General features: G+C 51.7%; 20 protein-coding genes. 7 read left to right on the forward strand and 13 right to left on the reverse strand.

The window, feature by feature from the left end; translation table 11 throughout:
* Positions 1-16: 16 nt before the first annotated feature.
* The 9 genes from HA51_RS07810 to HA51_RS07850 form a co-directional block, all read right to left on the reverse strand.
* Positions 17-955 carry a choline kinase family protein gene (locus HA51_RS07810; protein WP_084933978.1) on the reverse strand — a complete coding sequence of 313 codons (939 nt, stop codon included), beginning with the start codon at positions 953-955 and terminating at the stop codon, positions 17-19.
* Positions 952-1,887, reverse strand: a complete 936-nt coding sequence (locus tag HA51_RS07815) for a phosphotransferase (protein ID WP_084933979.1) — start codon at positions 1,885-1,887, stop codon at positions 952-954. Before HA51_RS07815 ends, HA51_RS07810 begins: the two co-directional genes overlap by 4 nt.
* Positions 1,884-3,164 (reverse strand): Zn-dependent hydrolase, encoded by a 1,281-nt coding sequence (locus HA51_RS07820; RefSeq protein ID WP_084933980.1) that lies wholly within the window; start codon positions 3,162-3,164, stop codon positions 1,884-1,886. The genes HA51_RS07815 and HA51_RS07820 overlap by 4 nt, the downstream gene beginning before the upstream one ends.
* Positions 3,103-3,900 carry a DeoR/GlpR family DNA-binding transcription regulator gene (locus HA51_RS07825; RefSeq protein WP_084933981.1) on the reverse strand — a complete coding sequence of 266 codons (798 nt, stop codon included), beginning with the start codon at positions 3,898-3,900 and terminating at the stop codon, positions 3,103-3,105. Before HA51_RS07825 ends, HA51_RS07820 begins: the two co-directional genes overlap by 62 nt.
* Before the next feature lie 65 nt (positions 3,901-3,965).
* A complete protein-coding gene (locus tag HA51_RS07830; RefSeq protein WP_245840190.1) occupies positions 3,966-5,390 on the reverse strand; it encodes an amidase in 1,425 nt (474 codons plus the stop codon).
* Between the two features lie 308 nt (positions 5,391-5,698).
* A complete protein-coding gene (corA, locus tag HA51_RS07835; protein WP_084934097.1) occupies positions 5,699-6,667 on the reverse strand; it encodes a magnesium/cobalt transporter CorA in 969 nt (322 codons plus the stop codon).
* 35 nt (positions 6,668-6,702) lie between these two features.
* Positions 6,703-7,173, reverse strand: a complete 471-nt coding sequence (locus HA51_RS07840; protein WP_084933982.1) for a GNAT family N-acetyltransferase — start codon at positions 7,171-7,173, stop codon at positions 6,703-6,705.
* 74 nt (positions 7,174-7,247) lie between these two features.
* Complete coding sequence (locus tag HA51_RS07845) at positions 7,248-7,568, reverse strand: AzlD domain-containing protein (protein ID WP_084933983.1); 321 nt, start codon at positions 7,566-7,568, stop codon at positions 7,248-7,250.
* Positions 7,558-8,232, reverse strand: coding sequence for an AzlC family ABC transporter permease (locus tag HA51_RS07850; RefSeq protein WP_084933984.1), 675 nt, complete (start codon positions 8,230-8,232; stop codon positions 7,558-7,560). The genes HA51_RS07845 and HA51_RS07850 overlap by 11 nt, the downstream gene beginning before the upstream one ends.
* 102 nt (positions 8,233-8,334) lie before the next feature.
* Between HA51_RS07850 and HA51_RS07855 the strand changes: the two genes are divergently transcribed.
* The 4 genes from HA51_RS07855 to HA51_RS07870 all read left to right on the forward strand — a co-directional run bounded on the left by HA51_RS07855 (position 8,335) and on the right by HA51_RS07870 (position 10,650).
* Positions 8,335-8,883, forward strand: coding sequence for a helix-turn-helix domain-containing protein (locus HA51_RS07855; RefSeq protein ID WP_084933985.1), 549 nt, complete (start codon positions 8,335-8,337; stop codon positions 8,881-8,883).
* A gap of 87 nt (positions 8,884-8,970) precedes the next feature.
* A complete protein-coding gene (locus tag HA51_RS07860) occupies positions 8,971-9,492 on the forward strand; it encodes a GNAT family N-acetyltransferase (protein ID WP_084933986.1) in 522 nt (173 codons plus the stop codon).
* Positions 9,493-9,606: 114 nt separating this feature from the next.
* On the forward strand, positions 9,607-9,792 hold the full coding sequence (locus HA51_RS07865; RefSeq protein ID WP_084933987.1) for a tautomerase family protein: 186 nt from the start codon (positions 9,607-9,609) through the stop codon (positions 9,790-9,792).
* Positions 9,793-9,909: 117 nt separating this feature from the next.
* Positions 9,910-10,650, forward strand: a complete 741-nt coding sequence (locus HA51_RS07870) for a GntR family transcriptional regulator (protein WP_084933988.1) — start codon at positions 9,910-9,912, stop codon at positions 10,648-10,650.
* On the opposite strand, the gene HA51_RS07875 is transcribed toward HA51_RS07870, so the two are convergent.
* The 4 genes from HA51_RS07875 to HA51_RS07890 form a co-directional block, all read right to left on the reverse strand.
* On the reverse strand, positions 10,637-11,617 hold the full coding sequence (locus tag HA51_RS07875) for a PfkB family carbohydrate kinase (protein ID WP_084933989.1): 981 nt from the start codon (positions 11,615-11,617) through the stop codon (positions 10,637-10,639). The two genes, HA51_RS07870 and HA51_RS07875, sit on opposite strands and share 14 nt — an antisense overlap.
* Positions 11,604-12,626 carry an ADP-ribosylglycohydrolase family protein gene (locus tag HA51_RS07880; protein ID WP_211282921.1) on the reverse strand — a complete coding sequence of 341 codons (1,023 nt, stop codon included), beginning with the start codon at positions 12,624-12,626 and terminating at the stop codon, positions 11,604-11,606. The genes HA51_RS07875 and HA51_RS07880 overlap by 14 nt, the downstream gene beginning before the upstream one ends.
* A gap of 17 nt (positions 12,627-12,643) precedes the next feature.
* Entirely contained in the window at positions 12,644-13,918 is a 1,275-nt protein-coding gene (locus HA51_RS07885; RefSeq protein WP_084933991.1) for a nucleoside permease, read from the reverse strand.
* Between the two features lie 171 nt (positions 13,919-14,089).
* Positions 14,090-15,466 (reverse strand): aldehyde dehydrogenase family protein, encoded by a 1,377-nt coding sequence (locus HA51_RS07890; protein ID WP_084933992.1) that lies wholly within the window; start codon positions 15,464-15,466, stop codon positions 14,090-14,092.
* A 478-nt stretch (positions 15,467-15,944) separates the two neighbouring features.
* Here HA51_RS07890 and HA51_RS07895 point away from each other — a divergent pair, with 478 nt between their 5' ends.
* The 3 genes from HA51_RS07895 to HA51_RS07905 all read left to right on the forward strand — a co-directional run bounded on the left by HA51_RS07895 (position 15,945) and on the right by HA51_RS07905 (position 20,902).
* On the forward strand, positions 15,945-16,874 hold the full coding sequence (locus HA51_RS07895; protein ID WP_084933993.1) for a RepB family plasmid replication initiator protein: 930 nt from the start codon (positions 15,945-15,947) through the stop codon (positions 16,872-16,874).
* Between the two features lie 1,849 nt (positions 16,875-18,723).
* Entirely contained in the window at positions 18,724-19,923 is a 1,200-nt protein-coding gene (locus HA51_RS07900) for an AAA family ATPase (RefSeq protein WP_084933994.1), read from the forward strand.
* A gap of 7 nt (positions 19,924-19,930) precedes the next feature.
* The gene (locus HA51_RS07905) at positions 19,931-20,902 is read left to right on the forward strand and encodes a ParB family protein (RefSeq protein WP_084933995.1); all 972 of its coding nucleotides are present in this window, start codon (positions 19,931-19,933) and stop codon (positions 20,900-20,902) included.
* The last annotated feature ends 21 nt before the right edge of the window (positions 20,903-20,923 follow it).

The raw sequence follows: 20,923 nt of genomic DNA on the forward strand, positions 1-20,923 counted from the left end.
GGCTTCTGGCTTGCGCTTACAATGCGCGCAGCCAGTTTTCCCAGTCGGGATGATTCAAGACGCTGCGCGCACGTAAATGCTTCCATGCACCATATTTCGAAAAATCAAAATCGATATCTGCCACATGATGCTGAATAATGGCCCAGGTTGACCACTTCATATCGGCCAGATATTTATGAATTTGTACACGAGCAAATAATGCCGCATCGACTTTGCCGAAATAGTCCTCCAGTAGTTCCTGTTCAATTTTTGGAGTGAAAAACATCTCGCCAAACCATAGCGCTAATTCATAACAGCGGTCGTTATTTGATGCATATTCAAAATCAACCAGGCGAATATCATTCTGCGCGTTAAGCATAAAATTACCGGCCAATGTGTCATTCATGCAGGGCACCAAATCTAATCCCGCGGCTTCTAACGCCAACTGCGCGCGTTGTGCCTGTTTGTGCAACCAAGCGGCATCCGCAGAGAACGCGACATTGAGTGCACTGACCTGCTCAATGTGTTCGTTTAGCATGTCGAATACGGTTTTGTTTTGCTTGAGCAATGGCTGATTGTTGAAGCTTTTCAAGCCCTGTAACGCACGATGGCGAATCGCGGATTGCTGAAAATCGAGGTTAGACGACGTGCGCCAGCCATCAATGAACTCAAACACTTCAACACCCAGATCGCGCAGATACGCCACCACCGGCACGCCGTAGCCGGTTTGCGCGGCTTTCAGGCTCGCTTCATGTGCGGTGTCCCGATTGATAAAGCGTTCGGTGCCTTCGCCAGGAATTTTGACGAAATAAGCACAAGGCGCGCCTGCTACTGCGACGTGCCAGTTGGCGTTAGAAATACCGCCGCTCACTGGACGATACTGCACCGCCCTGCCCTGCCATTCCGGCATCGCCGTGATGGCTTGTTCGACCCGCTGTTCCTGCCAGCTGTGCGCTTCACCCAAAGATTTGCTCATTTTGCCTGCTCCGCAGTCAGGTTTAGCCAACGTTCAAAACGGGGATCATTCACGCTCTGACGGCAACGTAACAACATCCACTGACCGAGTTTGGCAAACTCCAGGGCGCGCGGGCTGGTGGCACCGTTCAGCATGCCCCATAACGTCCAGTGATAGTCATCAACCAATGCATACAAGTGGCAACGCGCCACATCAGCCTCGCTGCAGTCACCGCGCCAAGCCCGAATAGCATCACGCCAGCGGTCGTCGGTAGGCATTTGTTCATGGATGAGCGTGGCAATATCGTGCCAGGCATCGCCTCGCGCGGCGTAGTCAAAGTCCAGTAAGCGCCATTCACCCTGCGCGTTGACCATCCAGTTGCTGGCGATGTTATCGCCGTGGATCAACACGGGTGTAAAGGACGCGGTGTTCAGTGCCTCCCACGCCAGATCGACACATTCCCCCATCCACTGCAGCTCTTCTGGCAGTTGTACGTTATGCGTTTCAACCTGAAGACGTAGTTGCAACATATCCTGCTGACGGCTGTGTGACGGCAGCGGCAAACCTGAATGGTGTAATTTCTCCAGCGTGCGCGTCAGGCTGGCAAAGTGATGCGGATCGCGCAAGGCATCCAGTCGCGCCCAGCGAAAGCCATCATCCAGCGCCGCAAATATCATTACGCCAGTGTGTGGATCGGCGTGGCACAGCGCCGGGGCAATGCCCAACTCGCCTGCCTGGCGGCTAATTTCGGCGCTGCGCTGGAAATCAATCAAGACTTTTTGATCATCGAACAGCACCTTGGCGTAATAGCCTTGCCCCGCCGACTGCAGCCGAAATCCCGCCCATTCCGTCGCCAGCCGATGCGGCGACGCCACGCCTGCGGTGCCGGGTTGAATGTCAAAGGATTGCGTAGGCTGCCAACTCGCCAGCGCTTGCTGTAAACGCATCATCATAAGATACCCTCTCCGTTCAGGCAGAGCTCACTGAGTAGCGCCATCAGCAGGTCGAGTCCGCGATGCAGGTCGGCGACGGCGGTGAATTCACGTTCATTGTGCGAAAGACCGTCCTCACTGGGCACAAACAGCAATGCACTTGGACAGTGATAGCTCATGCTAATCGCATCGTGACCCGCCACCGAACGCATCGGCATCGCCTTTAGCCCAAGTTTTTCCGCTTGTGCTAAGGCCAGTTCACCTAATGCTGAATGTAACTGATGTGGTGGTCGATACTGTGCGCGGTCAAGACTGACATCGGTTGCTGTTAGCTGAGCAATCGATTGCATCTGCTGGCTGAAGCTGTCGCGCAACTGGCACAACAGCGCTTCATCAGTGGAACGAAACTCAATAAATAATGTGGCTTCTGAAGTCACCACATTCGGCGAATTTGGCGCGGTTTCCAGGCGGCCTACCGAGGTATGTAGCGTTTCGCCATATCGTTCGGCCTCTGCGCGCACCGCGACAATCGTGTGCGCGGCCGCCAGCAGCGCATCCCGTCGACGATCCATCAATGCCGGTCCGGTGTGATTTTGCTCACCTCGAAATGTAACCTGCCACTTCAGCGCCGCCCAGGTTTCCGTCACCACGCCGATCTGCTTCTGCTGCAATTCAAGATGTGGACCTTGCTCAACATGCAACTCGCAGTAGGCCGCCACCGATAGATCCGGCAACGCCGTTCCGCAATATCCAATGCTTTGCAATGCCGTTTGCAGCGAGATACCTTCGCCATCACAACACGCCAATGCCTCATCCAGCGAGAGTGCGCCAGTGAACACCGAACTGCCGGTCAGACTGGGCTGAAAGCGTGCGCCCTCTTCATTGGTCCAGTTCACCACCGCCAGATTACGTTGTGCGGTTTGCGAGTGATCACGCAGCTGGTGAGCCAGCGTCGCAATAGTCACCGCAGCACCCGTTACGCCGTAGGCTCCATCGAAACGCCCTCCCAGCGGTTGGCTATCCAGATGCGAACCGCACAGCACCCATGGCGCGCCTTCGCAAAGCGTGATCAGACCAAAGATGTTGCCAATTTCATCCACGTGAACGTGAAAACCTTGTTGCGTCAGCCAGGTACAAAAGGCATCGCGCATTTGCTTATCCGCAGCAGATGCTGTGAGGCGATGTAATCCGCCTGCTGGCGTCGCACCGATGCTGCTGCTGAGGGCGAATAGCGCATCAAACGCCTGATAATCTTGCGTTGTCATCCGCGGCATTGCCGGGATGGAGGATGTTGACATGGGCACTCTCCAGACTCGCTACAAAAGCTGCCGCGGGTAGCACATTGGTCACTAAAGTGTCGACCGCGCTAAACGGCAGCGTGTTCACAAAGGTTCGCAGTCCAAATTTGCCTTCATCTGCCAGAATCACACTCTGGCGACAGTGCGTGCTCAGCACGCGCCTCAATAACGCCTCAGGCTCTTCGTAATCCATAAAGCCGTTGTCCCGATCCACCGCACCAATGCCCATAAAGGCAATGTCGTAGTGGAATTGACGCGCGAACTCCAGCGTATGGGGGCCAATCAGTGCGTTATCATTTCGCCGAACGCGCCCTGGTGTTAGCGTGACAGCGTTGTCGCTTTGCTGCGTTAGCAGCGCGGCGATATCCATTGAGTTCGTCACCACCTTCAAACGTGAGAAGCGGGTCAGCTGCTGCGCCAGTGCCAGCGTTGAGGTGCCGGTATCCAGAAACAGCGCCATGCCCTCTTCCACTAATTCACTTGCCAGTTGGCCGATACGCGCTTTAGCACGCGGCTTGATACGGCTGCGGATCTGTAACGGCTGCTCTTCGCTTGGAACGGGTAAAATGGCACCGCCGTGCACGCGCCGTAACACGCTTTGCTCTTCCAGATATTTGAGATCGCGGCGTATCGTCTCCTCTGACACCACGAACTTCTGCGCCAGCTCCGTTACGCGCACCCGTTTTTCGTGGTGTAAAATCCGTTTTATTTCATCCAGTCGTGGCTGATTAATCATGCTTACCTTCAGTTTTTAGAGACCAAAACCGCAGTATACCTTTAGGTCGGTATCATGGCCGTGCCCTATAGAGAAGGGAGGTGCTGATCCCACGGCATCAGCGCTTCGAGCGCCGCGCAGAACTGCAACACGTCGCCTTCCGCATAACGTCGGCCGATCACCTGTAAGCCCACCGGCAAACCTTGCGGGGTAAAACCACAAGGAATTGTCGCGGCCGGATTACCACTCAAGTTGAACGGCCAAGTGAAAGGCGTCCAGCGCGCCCATTCAACCCCGCTGTCGCCCGACGCTTGGTTTTCCGGCACATGGCAGTCGGCAGCGAACGGCAGAATCGGCAATGTGGGCGTGATCAGCAAATCCACGTTGTCAAACAAGGCGTGCACCTGTCCGGCAAACGACGCACGCTGTTTTTGCGCTGCCAGGTAGTCGGCCAGATTCAGACGCTGCGCGCGTTCAATCAGCGCGGCAAAGCCCGGATCGAGCTGGTCGAGCTGCTGCTGCAGTGCGGCGCCGTAAGCCACACCGCGCCCGCCGCTCCATAATGTGTCAAACGTTTCGAACGGTGATGACCAGTCCAGCGGGCGTGCCGTTAGCGTCACTGGCAAAGAATGAGCAATCTGCTCTACCGCCTGTTCAACGCAACGCGCAATCTGGTCGTCAACGGGGGTGTTAAACAACGTTGGACTGTAGTGCACACGCAGCTGAGGCAGTGGCTGGTCGCAGCGTTCCAGCCAGGATTCATTTTTGGCGGGTAGCGCCTGATGATCGCGCGCATCCGGTCCCGAAAGCAGGTCAAACAACAGCGCGCTATCACGAACTGTGCGCGTCATCGGTCCAGCATGGCTGAGCATTTCAGTCGCTGACCACGGCCAGGTAGGAATGCGACCCAGCGAGGCCTTAAGGGCAAAAATGCCGCAAAAGGCGCCAGGAATACGCACCGAGCCGCCACCGTCAGAGCCCAACGCCGCGGGTACCATGCGCGCCGCAACACTGATTGCCGATCCTGAACTTGAGCCGCCGCTGGTCAACGCCGGGTTCCATGGATTGCGCCCATGCCCAAACACCCGTGAATAGCTTGATCCGGTCCAGCCAAACTCGGTGGTTGCGGTTTTGCCAACAATGATCGCTCCCGCCGCCCTCAATCGTTCAATAATCGGCGCGTCTCTTTCTGGCACGTTATCCAGTGAAGTGAGTGAACCTTTGGTCGTGCGCAACCCAGCCGTTGAGAACAGATCTTTCACGCCGAAGGGTACGCCGTGTAGAGGACCACGAATCTTGCCCGATTGACGTTCTCGATCGCAGTTTTTAGCGTCTTCTAACGCCTGCTGATCATATACATCACCAAAAGCATTTAATGTGGGATTGTGGGATTTGATTTGCTTAAGGCTATTTTCGACCAACATTTCACTGCTGACCTCACCGCGACGAATCTGCTGCGCCGCGCTGATGACATCAGGCATATAATTGGAGAATTCTTGATCCACCGCCATCGTTACACCCTGCATTTCTGGCATCACCATGCAGCGATAGTGGCAATAGTTTGCGAGTGAAGCAAGACCGGGTTATGTGGTTAATGTGGGATATGTTGTATTTACTGTGTCACTGTTATAGGAAAATATGATGATGAAAAAAGCAACAAAATGACAAGACGGTGGCAATTCGATGAAGCTTTTGCGCGCCAAGGCGCATGGTGACTTACTTGCCTTAAAATAACGCGAGGAAATGTGAGAATGGGAGATCTCTGCTCACTGCGCCGCTATAGCCAGCGCAGTGATAATAAAGTCGTCTGATAAAAAAATTATAGCCAGCCCGCTTTTTTAAACCGTGACCACATTAGGCCACAGATCGTCATCGTGACAATCAACACAGCCGGGTAGCCAAAGTGGGTTTTCAACTCGGGCATATCCGAGAAGTTCATGCCATACATGCTGAATACAATGGTGGGCACAATCAGCACGGCGCCCCAACCTGCGAGCTTTTTATTCACCTCGCTCTGCTGAACGGACACCAGCGCGAGATTAACCTGCATCGCGCTGGTCAGCATTTCGCGCATGTCTTCGGCATCGATCATGACGTGATGCGCATGGTCCTGCACGTCGCGCAAATAGGCTCGTAGGTTTTTAGGCACAATATCCTCGTGGAAGCGCGCTAACTGAGCGCAGATTTCTGTAACCGGCATGGCCGCATTACGCAACGACAGCAGCTCGCGTCGCAGATGGTAAACATTTTCCAGAGTTTGACTGTCAAAACGGGTGGTGAACATTCCGTCTTCCAGATCACCAATGCGAGAACTGAGCGACTCGGTGATTTTACTGTAGTTATCAACGATAAAATCGAGGATGCAATAGAACGCGTAACCCGGTCCCTGGCACAGCATTGTGTGATTTTTCTCCGCCTTGGCACGGATTGCCGCATAGCCCTCTGACGAACCATGGCGAACCGTTATCAAGAAGTTTTTGCCAAGGAAAAAGTGGGTTTCACCAAAACTGATACGCTGCTTATCGTCCAGGTGCGCGGTTTTCACCACGATAAATACGGATTCACCGTATTGCTCAATCTTCGGACGCTGGTGGGCCACCAGCGCATCCTCAATCGCCAGTTCGTGCAGGCCAAACTCTTCCTGCAGGGTCTGCATAAAGGCGGGTTCGGGCTGATTTAAACCAAGCCAAATAAATGAATTATCTTCTTTCAGCACTTCGCTGATGTCAGCGACATCGACATGCTCTTCACGTTTGCCGTGGCGATAGGCCACACAGTTAATCACCATTTTGGCGCTGTCCATGTTGTTTTCACTCTACTTAATCATAGTGCCAGTGTCATTTCGATGCAGGGAAGATCGGCTTTAGCTAAAGCCGAAGGGTATAAAGCTTCGCGTACAGTGCTGAAACCGTGGCGCAAATAAAAGCCGCTGGCATTCGGTGTCGCGGCCAGCGTAATTTGCCTGTAACCCCGTTGGCGCGCTTCATCGATAATCGCCGTCATAATAGCGCTGGCATAACCTTTGCCGTTGCAGGAAGGTAGAGTAAAAATCGCCTCGACGCTGCCGGTTTTCAGATCAAGAAACCCGGTGGCGGCAGCACCGTACTCCGGGTCATCAATCACAAAGAAGGGGTTGCCTCTGATCGCTTCAAAATATCCCGGCGGTAAAGCGTCGGGCGTCCAGGCGGTGATCACCTCTGCGGGATAAACGGACTGGCAACCTTCGCGAATCGCAAGATTGCGAATTCGCCACAAGGCAGCGGCTTCATCCGGACGGGCTAAGCGCGGTTTCATAGGTCATTATCCAAGTGGGAGATCCAAGATACCCCACCTTAGCAAAACCTCTTCGCCGCGTTTGCGAATTTTGGTCAGGGCACACCAAAATAGCGCAATAAGGCTGTCATTACGGCCGCACCGATAATCACCAGAATGAGCGGTGTTCTGCGCCATGCCAGAAACACGGCAAACAGCACACCTGCCACACGTGCCACGCCAGCAAAGTGGCTACCTTCAAACAGTGCCGTGGTGACGGCGACCGCTAACAGCAACACTGTTGCGGCATCGGAAAGCATATTGCGCACGCGATCCGACATCTGCATACGGCTGCCCAAACGAAATCCGGCAAAACGCATCGCATAAGTCCCTATCGCCAACAACGCGATGCCGGCGATCACCAGGTTACTGTGCATTTTTACGCTCCTTCCAGCTTAATAAACCCAGTAAGGAGAAAAGAACCGGCATACCCGCAGGGACAAATGGCGTGACTAATACCGAGAGCGCGGTGCCCAAGGTGGCAGGAATACGGGTACGACGCTGATGCAGCGCCGGAAAAATCAGCGCAATCAAAATTGCTGGGAAAACGGCATCAAGACCGATAGCCGAGACATCCGGAATAAAACGACCGATCACCGCACCACACACCACACTGAGTGGCCAGATAGCAAAAATACCCAAACCGCAAATCCAGTATGCGGCACGACGCTGCGCCATTTTCTTCTGGGAGATCCCAAACACCACACTTTCATCATTCATGATGTGGCAGCCCATCAAACTTCGACCGCCCTGCCCGACCAGATCTTTCACCGCGATACCAAAAGGCAAGTGACGTGCATTGACCAATAAGCCCGCCGCCGCGGCAGTCAGGGGGCTACCGCCACCAGCGACAATCCCAATAAACAGAAACTCCGATGCACCTGCCAACACTAAAGTGGAAAGCGCAATAGGCACCCACAACGGGAAGCCATCCGCAGCGGCCAATGAACCGTAGGAGAGTCCGACAATTCCATCGGCCAGACAAACTAAGAAAATCGCTTTTAACACGCCGCGATCAAGCGGTACTGCACCCAGACGCATCACAATTTGATCTCATATCGAACAGGAAAGCCGTTATAATGAACGCACCCTAATCGTTTTACAAGATGAACAAATTGTTCGATATAAAGAACAGGAGTAATTGTGACGCCACCGATTGATCTCATCTCCGCCGGATTGGTCCGCGAACGTCAGCGTGCTGGACTTTCATTAACTGAAGTCGCGCGCCGTGCGGGCATCGCAAAATCTACGCTTTCACAGCTTGAAGCAGGTAACGGCAATCCCAGCATTGAGACGTTATGGTCACTGTGTGTCGCGCTGAATATTCCTTTTGCCCGGCTGATGGAACCGGAAGTGAAGCGCCTGCAGGTGATTCGCCGTGGTGAGGGCATGATGGTGTCGGCAGAACTGGCGGATTACCAAGCCGCGCTGCTGGCAAGCTGCCCTCCAGGTGGTCGCCGCGATCTTTATCTGATCACGAGCCAGCCCGGCGCACCGCGTGCTTCGCATCCTCACCCGCTGGGTTCGGTCGAACACATTATTATCGCGCGCGGTCGTGCCTTGGTCGGCCCCACCGATTCACCGGTGGAACTGCATCCTGGCGACTATATTTGCTATCCAGCCGATGAACCCCACATCTTTGAAGCGCTGGAAGCCGATACCATGGCGGTACAACTTTCAGAGCAGAATTAAACATAACAATTTCCTATATTAAAATCCGATGATCGGCGGACTTCACAGTGGCATGCTGTGTTTTTGTAAGCCGATTTTCAGGAACATATGGACATTATTCCCGCTCGTCCCCTCCACGCTGCTGCCATTCAGAAAATCTATGCCTGGCATGTACTTCACGGCACCGCGACCTTCGAAACCGAACCGCCAAGCGAGAGTGAAATGCTTAACCGCATCAAGGATGTACAACAACGCGGTGGTTTCTGGCTGGTGGCGCAAGAGAATGAGCAGGTGCTGGGTTACTGTTATCTGGCACCCTATCGTCCGCGTTATGCCTATCGTTTTACGCTTGAAGACTCCATCTATCTCGATCACGCACAAACGGGACGCGGCGTTGGGCGGGCGCTGTTGCAGAAAGCCATTGCACTGGCCGAAGCGGCAGGATTTCGTCAGATCATTGCCATTGTGGGCGATAGCGCGAATCAAGGCTCGCTGGGATTACACCAGGCACTAGGCTTTGAGCACACTGGTGTCATGAAGTCAGTGGGGTTTAAACATGGTCGCTGGCTCGACACTGTCGTGATGCAGCGTTCGCTGGGTGTTGGCAATACCCAACCACCAGAACGTTAAGCGGTCTGCGAGATATCGTCTGCTCGGCTGGGCTTATGACAAATTCGCACTGCATGCGTGGACGTTGCTGGGTTATGCTGAGACCCGAATCTTAACCCCCAAGGAGACATGGATATGCCAGAAATCATTGTTTATGCTGCGGAAGGCCGCACGGTTGAGCAAAAGAAGAAGTTGCTGAAAGCAGTGACCGTCGCAGTGGCGGAATCCTTTGAGATCGATGCAAACTCAGTGACAGTATCGATCATTGAAACGCCTAAACACCACAAAGCAAAAGGCGGCGTGCCGTTCGATGAGCGTTAAGTGAATTCAGGGCGGCCTAAAGGTCGCCTCCACCCGCAGAATAGACTACTTGGGTAGTGACAAAATTCAGTATTATCATTCCCCCTTCGCCGACTTTTTTGAGCATCGCTGCCTGCTATGACCGAACATAATCCGCTGTTTTTGCGGCTGAGCACGACACTGGCTGATGAGAGCCGCACGCCGCTGTATAAGCGTTTTGCTACTGCGATTAAAGAGGCAGTACGTGACGGGATTCTAGTGCACGAAGAGATTCTGCCTGGAGAGCGCGAATTCAGCCAATCGTTGAGCATTTCGCGCATCACCGTGCGAAAAGCCATGGACGAGTTGGAAAAGGATGGCGTAGTAGTACGTTCACGCGGCTACGGCACGCAGATTTGCAGCCAGTTTGAATATTCGCTGAAAGAACCCAAAGGCCTGTCTCAGCAAGCGGTATTGCGTGGTAAAAAGCCGGATACCGTATGGATAAATAAGAGCAAGATTCAGTGCAGCGCTGAGATTGGCGAGAAACTGGGGCTGGATAAAGGTAGCGATGTCTACCTGCTGAAGCGCATTCGCTATGTCGATCAGCAGGCCGTTTCAGTCGAAGAATCTTGGGTGCCTGCGTATTTTATTGCCGATGCCGATGAGATTGGTATTTCGCTGTATGACTACTTTCAAAAGCAGCAGATCCTGCCGGTAAAATCTCAGAGCAGAGTGAGTGCTCGCATGCCTGATGAAGCCCTCCAGCAGCAGATTGCCCTCCCCGATAACGTGCCTGTCCTGGTGATTAAACAGCTGGCACTCGACGCGCAAGGCAATCCGCTTGAATACAGCATTAGCTACTGTCGCAGCGATATGTACGTGTTTATTGCTGAGTGATCCTTTGCTGCCAATAGCGGTGCAGCGTGGCGCGGTCTGGTGCACAGTCTCCACCGCGCTGCGAGACAACGTATGAGGCTACAGCGTTTCCTAAAGCAACGCAGTCCGCCAGCGACCAACCCGAAGCCAAACCAGCCAGCAGTCCCCCCGCGTGGCTGTCTCCTGCGCCAATCGTGTCTACTACCTGTGTCGGCAATGCCGGGACCCAGCCCTGAGAGTGCGCATCAACAAATCCCGCCCCTTCACTGTCCAAGCGCACGACCATTGCGCTATCAAAGCGTTGATGCCATTGCACCATAAGACGCTTTGCATCAAAGGTTTCGCGCTGGGTAAGACGCTCGTGCCACAGCAGTTCTGCCTCCTGTCTGTTCACTGTAATCAGTGGTTTTAACGCCATAATCCGAGCAAACTGCGCATCACCGATATCAGCCAAACGCGGGCCGAAATCCACCAGCAACTGATAGCTTTGCGTCTGCTGTTCAAGCCAGTCGATCAAAACATCGCCGCTTTTACTGGTGAGCTGGTAGCCAGACAGGTAGATCCAGCGCTGCGGGGGTTGGGGTATGGCGCGCAGCAGCTCAGCATCCCACAGATTTTCTACCCCACTGACAGACAGAAACGTACGTTCGCCGTCCGGTTCCACCAGCGCCAGACACCAGCCGTTATCGCCTTTGCTGGTTTCCAGCACACTATGAATGCCATATTCAGTTAGCTTCTGACGTACGATACTGGCCCAGGTGCCATTACCAAGCGGCAACGCGTTATGGGAGGGAATGCCCAGCCGATGCAGCGCAATGGCCACATTCAACGCGCAGCCACCAACGTTGACGCCCTGCTGGTGGAGTTCAATGTCACTACCACGGTGAGGCAGTGAGTACGCGTCGGCAATCACGTCCACCACTGCTGCGCCAATTACACACACCGGCAAACGTCCCTCCAACCGGTTCAGGTCATCAGGCGTCAGCATAAGCGGCCTCACGCAGCTGGCGGAAACGCGTGAAAGCACGGCTGTAGCGCGTGAAGTCCAGCGCATTTGCGGCGTCCAGCTCCGCTTTCAGCTGGGTATCAATGCCGTCGATGCCGTGCAGCGCGCCGCAAATAGCCACCGCCATTGCACCGATGGTATCGGTGTCACCGCCCAAGTTCGCGCAAAGGATCGCGCAGCGATTTGGATCGGTATTAGCCAGCTCAACCATGGCAATAGCGGCAGGTACAGATTCAATGGTGCTAGTGCCGGTACCCACCAGGTCATAAATTTGCTGCATAGTGGACTCCATCCCTCTGCCCTGCCCCACGACACTGATTGCCAGTTCAAGACGAGCCGCCATAGAAGCGCTAAAAGTGGTGACGCGTTTCTCCTGTGCTGCCCGTGCAATAGTGGGTAATTCATCGCGGATGGTAGCCCAACTTGCGCCATCAATGGCACGCGATACCGCCCAAGCGATCACTGTTGCGCCAGCAATGGCAACATCCGACTTGTGCGTAGGGCTAGATGCCAACGCCACCGCATCAATAAAGCTGCTAAGGTCCCGCGCCGGCAGCAAGCAGCCCAACGGAGAGACGCGCATCGCCGCGCCGTTGGTCATGCCATTATTTTCCAACTGCGACACTGGCGTGCCGTTCTTAAGGGCATTCAGCGCGATTTTTGAGGTTGGGCCGAGCACGTTTTTATTGAAGGCATCAAAGTCTTCAGCCCAGCTCAGGATGTTGGCACCAATGGTTTCCGCATTAATGTCACCCTCATGCGTCAGAATGGCATCGGCCAAGGCCAGCGCCATGGAGGTGTCATCAGTGAATGCTGCTTGCCCGAAATAGCAGGCGGCATTGTTTTCTGCCGGCCCCGGTAAAAAGCGGTCAATCCAACCAAAATGTTGCTTCACACGGCTGCGCGGCCATAATTCCGATGGCATCCCCATCGCATCGCCCAGCGCCTGGCCGTAAAACGCGCCCAAAATCCGTTTTTCCTGGTTTGTCATCGTCATGATTACTTCTCTTATTTATGGCTGTCAGCGGTTGCTGATTGCTCGAAGGCGGTTAATTCATCACTGCGTTTTTTACCGTCGCGGAACAGCACAATGAAGGCGATGGTGATAATGATGATCATCACGCTGCCAAACATCCACATGCCCGCCCAGTTAAACGTCTGCCCGTTACGCGGTTGGTCATAAGCGAACATCTCCTGCATCAGATAACCGCCTAAACGGTAACCCAGCAGACTACCAATGCCCTGACATGCCAGCGTAATCAAACCCTGCGCGGCATTGCGCATTGCCACAGGCGCTTTCTTATCCACGTAAATGTAGGCTGTGATGAAGTAGAAGTCGTAGCTAACACCATGTAACAGGATGCCCATAAACAGCATGCCGAGGGTCAACATATTCTGATCACCACCGAACACGAAGAAGATGTAACGCAGTGCCGCGGTGGTTAGGCCAAGTAGCAGCACTTTGCCGATACCAAAGCGTTTGATGAAGAACGGCAACGCTAACAGGAAGAAGATTTCTGAAACCTGGCCCAGCGTCATCCAACCGGTGGCATGGGGCAGACCCACTTCTGTCAAATAGCCTTCGGCGAAGATGTAATAAAACGCCAGCGGCATACTGAACAGGAATGAACAGACGAAGAATACCAGGAAGCTGCGATCCTTGAGCAGGTGCAATGCATCCAGCCCAAGAGCCACTCGCAGGCTGAATTTACCGGTACTTTTGGGTTCAGTTGCAGGCAACTTCAAGGCAAAGATGCCGAGCACCAGTGAACTGGCTGCGGTAATCAACAGCGGAATATTACTTGCTGAAATATCACCGAACCCCATCAGCGGCGGCAAGAATCCGCAGGCAATACCGGATGCAATCCAGCCTAAGGTGCCCATCACGCGCACGCGTGGATAGTCGCGCTCGACGTCTCCAACATGTGAAAAGGCGATACTGTTAGTCAGGGCGATGGTTGGCATGTAAGTCAGTGCATACAGCAACAGCAATGGGAAAAAGCCACTAAAGTGTGTTTGCTGCGCGGCGAAGTACATCAGAACCGATCCGACGATCATGAGAATCGACAGAACCTTCTGCGCCTGGAAGAAGCGGTCTGCAAGCGATCCTACGAGGATCGGAGACAAGATGGCGGCAATCGAGGTACAGGCGTAGCACCAAGCAATCTCAACCGGCGAGAAGCCGTTTTTGCTGAGAAAAGCCCAGAGCGGTACAAACCATGCTCCCCAGATAAACCACTCGAGAAACATCATGAAGGATAATTTTGGGATTGTTGTTTTCATTGAAAGAGGACTCCCCGGTGTAGGTGAGGCCAATCTAACACCACTAACAATACCTTTATAATACCATTAGCGGATTATTTGAGCTGCTCCACAACAATTTTAACGGAGAATTAACAGCAGGTAGGGAGAAGATGTGAGGTTTATGGGCGCGCAACACGCGCCCACTGGGTATTAGCGGCGATTTTTCCAAACGGTTTGGATATTACAAAATTCATGTACACCAAAGCTTGAAAGCTCGCGGCCATAACCGCTTTTCTTCACTCCACCGATAGCCACACGAGGATCTGATGCTCCGTTGCCGTTGATGAACACAGCGCCCGTTTCCAGTTTTTCTGCCAATTCATTGGCAACCGCTTCATTACCGCTCCACACTGTGGCACTTAACCCAAACTCGCTGTCATTAGCCAGTTCTAAAGCATGTTGTGCATCACGAGCCACCGTGATCGCTGCCACCGGTCCAAAGATCTCCTGCTGGAATGCGGTCATTTCTGGTGTGACGTCAGCGAGGATCGTCGGCGCGTAGTAGTTACCCACACCCTCGATCTTATGGCCACCGATAACCAAACGCGCACCTTGCTTGATGGTCTGCTGAACCTGGTTGTCTAGCTCATCACGAAGATCGTAACGTGCCATAGGTCCAATATAGGTTTCCTCGTTCAGCGGATCGCCGATCTTCAGCGCTTGCACAGCTGCGCTAAAACGCGCCTCAAACGCTTCTGCGACACTTTCTTCGATAATGAACCGTTTGGCTGCCATACATACCTGTCCGGTGTTCTGGTAGCGTCCTGTGACCGCTGAGGCAACTGCTGCGTCCAGATCAGCATCTGCAAGCACGATAAACGGATCTGCTCCGCCGAGTTCAAGCACGGTTTTCTTGAGAACAGCACCCGCTTGGGCTGCAATCGCACCACCCGCTCGTACACTCCCGGTGACAGCGACTGCTGCAATGCGCGGATCCTTGATTGCCGTAGAAACGCCTTCGTTATCGACGTTGATCACAGTGAAGCCACCTTTTGGCAAATCGGTAGCATCAAACAGTTCTGACATTAGGTTTGCTGATCCCATAACACTTGGCGCATGTTTTAGTACGTAAGTGTTACCTGCCAAGAGCATGCTGACCGCACCGCGCAGAACTTGCCAATAGGGGAAATTCCACGGCATAACGGCAAGGATTGCACCCAATGGACGGAATGACTGCCATGCTTGCTGATTTTCCACCAGCGTTGGTTTGTCTGCCAATATGCCTGGACCCTGTTCTGCATACCAGTCACAGAGATTGGCACACTTCAAGACTTCAGCGCGTGCTTGAGCGATAGGTTTACCCATCTCCAGTGTTGCCATTTGTGCGAGTTGGTCCTGACGTTGGCGAATTTGCTCTGCTAATTGGCGCAGCACCTGAACACGCTGTTCCATGCTGGTGGTTTTCCAGGTTGAAAATGCTTCAGCGCTGGATTGCAGTGCCGCTTCAAGTTGCGCAGCAGTCTGTAAGGGATAGGTTGCGATGACTTCGCCAGTAGTTGGATTACGTGAGATAACGTTGTCAGTCATAAGATGCCTTCGTCATAGGTTATGGGGTGAATATGTGTCTCACCTTACGCCCGACAATGATTGATGAAAAATGAATAATAGTGAGGAAGTTGTTCTCATCGGATGAAAAAGAAAGATCTTCTTCGCATAGAATTAATGTTTTCGCGACGTTGATGATGCCAGCTTACATGAGCAGCATATTCTGACAGTTTCCTGTGTCAGATACTGATTCTTCATAGGGTTATCCAGTTATACAGTGAATAGATCTCTATTAAAGATCATAAAGAGATCTTAAAGAGATCCTAAGAGATCCCCGATCGTCGCAAGCCGCACCACACAAGGCCTGAGAAGGTGATCGTGTTCACTATAATCAGAAAAACGTTCACTATAGACAGTATAATATTCACTATAGACTGTAGAATGTTCACTATAAACAGTGTTAATGTTCACTGTAATCAGAAATCGATCCTTTTCATCCACAGAATGAAGATCTCAGGCTATGGCAGATAAAGAGAGTGAAAACAAAGCGTTACTAGAACCTTTTCTGTCGGTGACAAAAAATAGCGGTGAGGTTATTCAACTCCACCCTAATAAAAATAACACCGTACAACCGGTCGCCTTAATGCGCCTGGGTCTGTTCGTTCCTACATTGAAGTCTACCGCGCGAGGGAAATCCGGTGCGATGGCTTCAACGGACGCTACAAAAGAGCTGAAGAACCTCTCGCTGGTGAAAGCTGAAGGCTATGAAAAAATTACCATTACCGGCGCGAGGCTGGATATGGATAATGATTTCAAAACTTGGGCTGGCATTATCCAGTCCTTTTCGCGTTATCCCTCAAAGGGCGACACCGTGACGCTGCCGTTCATCGATTTCGTGAAGATGTGCGGGATCCCATCGGCAAACTCGTCAGCGGCCTTACGTAAGCGTTTAGATGCCTCATTACGACGCATTGCAACCAACACGTTGTCCTTTGAAGGTAATGGCAAAGCGTATCATACCCACCTTGTGCAGTCGGCGTATTACGATCGTGAAAAGGATCTGGTGCGTATACAGGCCGATCCTAAGTTATTTGAGTTGTATAACTTCGACCATAAGGTGCTTTTACAATTACGCGCTATCTCGCGCCTCAAGCGTAAGGAGTCAGCGCAAGCGCTGTATACCTACCTTGAAAGCTTACCGACCAATCCTGCACCTATTTCGCTTGCTCGCTTGCGTATGCGTTTAAACCTAGGGTCAAAGACGACCACCCAGAACCATGTGGTCAGACGCGCAATGGAGCAGTTAAAAGAGATTGGTTACCTGGATTATTCAGAAGTGAAGCGTGGCCGCTCTGTGTTTTTCATCATCCATAGCAGGACACCAAAACTCGACGGCATCAGCAATCTGGAGAGTATCGACTCGCTGGATGAAATCGAGTTCGAAGACTGAAGTTCACGTTCACTGTAATCAGCAATCCTCTCTGTGGCAGTGTCACTTAAGCGTAAAAAGTGACATTTGCCCCTCTCCATCTGTTCACTGTAATCAGCGGTTCACTCACCATTCACTGTAATCAGTGTCGTTCACTGTAAACAGTAACTCGCGTTTCGCATAGCCAAAAACCTTATTGACGAAGCTCTATAGCAACGATGTTTTGCACCAAATATTGATAGTGAGTACTTACCAGGTGGCTTTATTTAAATGATCAGCCGTGTTTGAAGGCTCTTTTACTGATTACAGTGAACATGGTTTTACTCTCATGACTTCGGCTGATTACAGTGAATCCTGTCTTACTGAAAGGTACTGATTACAGTGAACGCAATGATTCAACATCATGATTTAAATCTATTTTTATCTTATTCTCGGTAATTGTTCACTGTAATCAGCATTACACCTGTAAAGGTAAACAGTAAAAGTGACAGGGTTGGTCACCTTTGCTGATTACAGTGAATCTATGCCTCATTTACCGATTACAGTGAACGTACCACCAGGAGCCGCTGTGGCCGGATGCACCCCCATCTTTCTAGCGTCACGCTGTCACTGATTACAGTGAATCTCCTTTCGCCCTGCCCTCTTCCATCGTTGCGCTATTGACGATCAATCCGCTTATCTTGGATCCAATTACTGATTACAGTGAACGTTAATTTTGAGTTCAGAGCGGGTTAATCTTGCTGATTACAGTGAACGGTACGAATGGTGTTTTGCACTACGCTAGGCGTTAACGACGCGGAGCGTTGCTGATTACAGTGAACGATCTGTGATGAAGTCGGGATGCCTATTGCCGCATGGGTGCCTTAAATCCAAAGCCACTTTCGTGACTGATTGCTGATTACAGTGAACGATCTGCGATGAAGTCTGGATGCCTCTTGCCGCATGAGCGTCTTAAATACACAGCCATTTTCGTGACTGATTGCTGATTACAGTGAATGTTTAGCTAAGCAAGTCAGCCGTGCTTTTGACGGGAATCTTACCTCCCCTGCCCTTACTCATGGCAAAGCTGAACATGAGTCTACTGATTACAGTGAACGTTACCACTACCGTTCGCTGACGTTTACTGATTACAGTGAATGGTTTCCGGGAGGAACCTATAATCCTTTGTCCTGTCATCAGCAACTCGCTCTGCAAGATTTACTGACTATAGTGAACGTAAGAAGGTAGTCTGATTTGGGTTACTGATTACAGTGAATGCTTGATGGCATCGTCATCACTTTTACTGATTACAGTGAACGCCGCAAAAATCAGAAGGAGGTTCGATTGCTGATTACAGTGAATGTTGATGATTCGAGCTTCAGCAACAAGGTGTTTTACTGATTACAGTGAACATTCGGTTTCCACATCCGCATAAGCACCTCCCTCTTCTCTTTAGCAATGTCTACTCCAGCATCTACTGATTACAGTGAACGTTAGCCGATGTATTGCTGATTACAGTGAATTTTTCACTGATTGCAGTGAATGTTTGCTGTTTATAGTGAATCTTTTACTGATTACAGTGAATAGCATAGAAAACGAAGCCTATCTCCTGCGTGTGCACTCAATACCGAAGCTTATTGCGAGGCATTTCGGGTGCAATGCTGATTACAGTGAATGTTTGGCCTGTGTCACCAGTGGATACTGATCACATTTGGAGCAATTTTTTCTGGGCGATTAAAATGCGTTCACTGATTACAGTGAATCTTTCCATTAACCTACTCTTACTCAAGGTGTTTTCTGAATACCTATTGTTCCTCATCAGAAGAGATAGATTTGCCTCATGTGCAGGATTTCGGTATAAAGTCATAAATCCTACATGTGTGGAGCAAGTATGGCTAACGATGAGAAGCAAGTTTTGAAGGTCGCACAACGTTCAGAAAGAATGCTGATGAGCCTGACAGAACAAATTCAGGCGCAAAAAGAAGAGTTGAAGGAAAACACTTTTTATCAGGTTTACGCCAAAGCTGCGTTAGCCAAACTGCCTAAATTGACGCGTGCGAGCGTTGATTACGCCGTAAATGAGATGGAAGAAAACGGTTATCCGTTTGATAAGCGTGCTGCAGGTAGCTCAACGAAGTACGCCATGTCGATTCAGAACATTATCGACATTTACCATCATCGTGGCGTACCTAAGTACCGTGATCGCCATTCGGAAGCTTTTACCCTGTTTGTCGGCAACCTTAAGGGTGGCGTGTCTAAAACGGTTTCAACGGTATCGCTTGCTCACGCATTGCGCGCTCATCCGCACTTGCTCTATGAAGACCTGCGTATTCTGGTTATCGACCTTGACCCACAATCCTCCGCGACGATGTTCCTTAATCATGAGCGTTCGGTTGGGTTGGTTGAAGCGACGGCTGCGCAGGCGATGCTGCAAAATGTCGGTCGTGAAGAGTTGCTGAACGAGTTTATCGTGCCCTCCATCATACCGGGTGTGGATGTGCTGCCTGCTTCTATCGATGACGCCTTTATAGCTTCACGTTGGGAAGAATTGTGTGCTCAACATCTGTCGACACAAAACGTGCATGCAGTGTTGTATGAAAACGTCGTGGCTAAGCTGAAGAAAGATTATGACTTCATCTTTATCGACAGTGGCCCACACTTGGATGCTTTCTTGAAAAATGCCATTGCGGCTTCCGATCTGTTGATGACGCCGGTTCCCCCAGCGCAAGTGGATTTCCACTCCACACTCAAATATCTAACGCGTTTGCCGGAACTGATTGGCATTATTGAGGAATCAGGTGCCGCCTGCCGCTTACAAGGCAATATCGGCTTTATGTCCAAACTCTCCAATAAAGCGGACCATAAGCTCTGTCATAGCTTGGCTAAAGAGATTTTTGGCGGGGATATGTTGGATGCTGCGCTACCACGACTTGATGGCTTTGAGCGTTGCGGAGAATCCTTTGATACCGTGATTTCAGCTAATCCATCAACTTATGTAGGTAGCACCGAAGCCCTGAAAAACGCGCGCTCAGCAGCGGAAGATTTCGCTAAAGCCGTGTTTGATCGTATTGAATTTATTCGCCTGAACTGAGGTTACTATGAGCGCAAAAAGAATCACGATTGGCCGAACCTTCAGCCAGACACCTTTGCAAACTGAGGATGCTTCAGAAGGCCATTCTCAGACATTTATCCTATCGACCGGGAAACGTGCCCTGTTCACCTTAGAGCACATCACGGCGAAGGAAATTGAAGAAAGAACCTATGTGGTCATGGAAACCAATGGCCGAGATCAATCTGGTCTGACGCCAGAGTCGCTTCGCGATATCATTCGTACCATCAAGTTGCAGCAGTTCTTCCCGGCTATTGGTGTACTGCGTGGTGACCGCATTGAGATTCTTGACGGCTCTCGTCGCCGTGCGGCCGCTCTACACTGTAAAACTGGCCTGGATGTGCTGGTGACTGAGGTGGCTATCTCCGCTGAAGAAGCCCGTCGTTTGGCGCAAGACATCCAGACAGCGCGTGAACACAACCTGCGTGAAGTAGGCATGCGATTGATGTCGTTGAAGGAGAGCGGTCTGTCGCAGAAGGAGATTGCACAAAGCGAAGGATTATCTCAGGCCAAGGTGACACGTGCCTTGCAAGCTGCTAGCGTCCCGCTGGAGCTGGTGACGCTGTTTCCAAACCACTCTGAATTGACCTATCCAGATTACAAAACGCTGTTGCAGGCTTTTGAGAAGTTGCAGGAGACCGGTCAAACGGTTGAAGCCCTCATTGATACCATCGGGATGGATGTTGATACCGTTTGTGCCCGCGATGGCTTAGCAGAAGATGAAGTGAAGAACGGTATTCTGCGCTTGGTACGAAATGGCAGCCAGACGCTGATTCAGTCACCTGAAAAAGATAAAGCCGTTGCCACACCTTTATGGAGTTTCGCAGATAAAGACCGTTACGCTCGCAAGAAAACGCGTGGCCGTATGTTTAGCTACGAGTTTAATCGCCAGTCCCGCGAACTGCAGGAAGAGCTGGATAGAGTGATAAACGAGACGCTCAATAAATATCTCAATCAATAAGCGAAATGCCGCCTTCGGGCG

The sequence above is a fragment of the Pantoea rwandensis genome (genome assembly GCF_002095475.1).
Lineage (GTDB): Bacteria > Pseudomonadota > Gammaproteobacteria > Enterobacterales > Enterobacteriaceae > Pantoea > Pantoea rwandensis.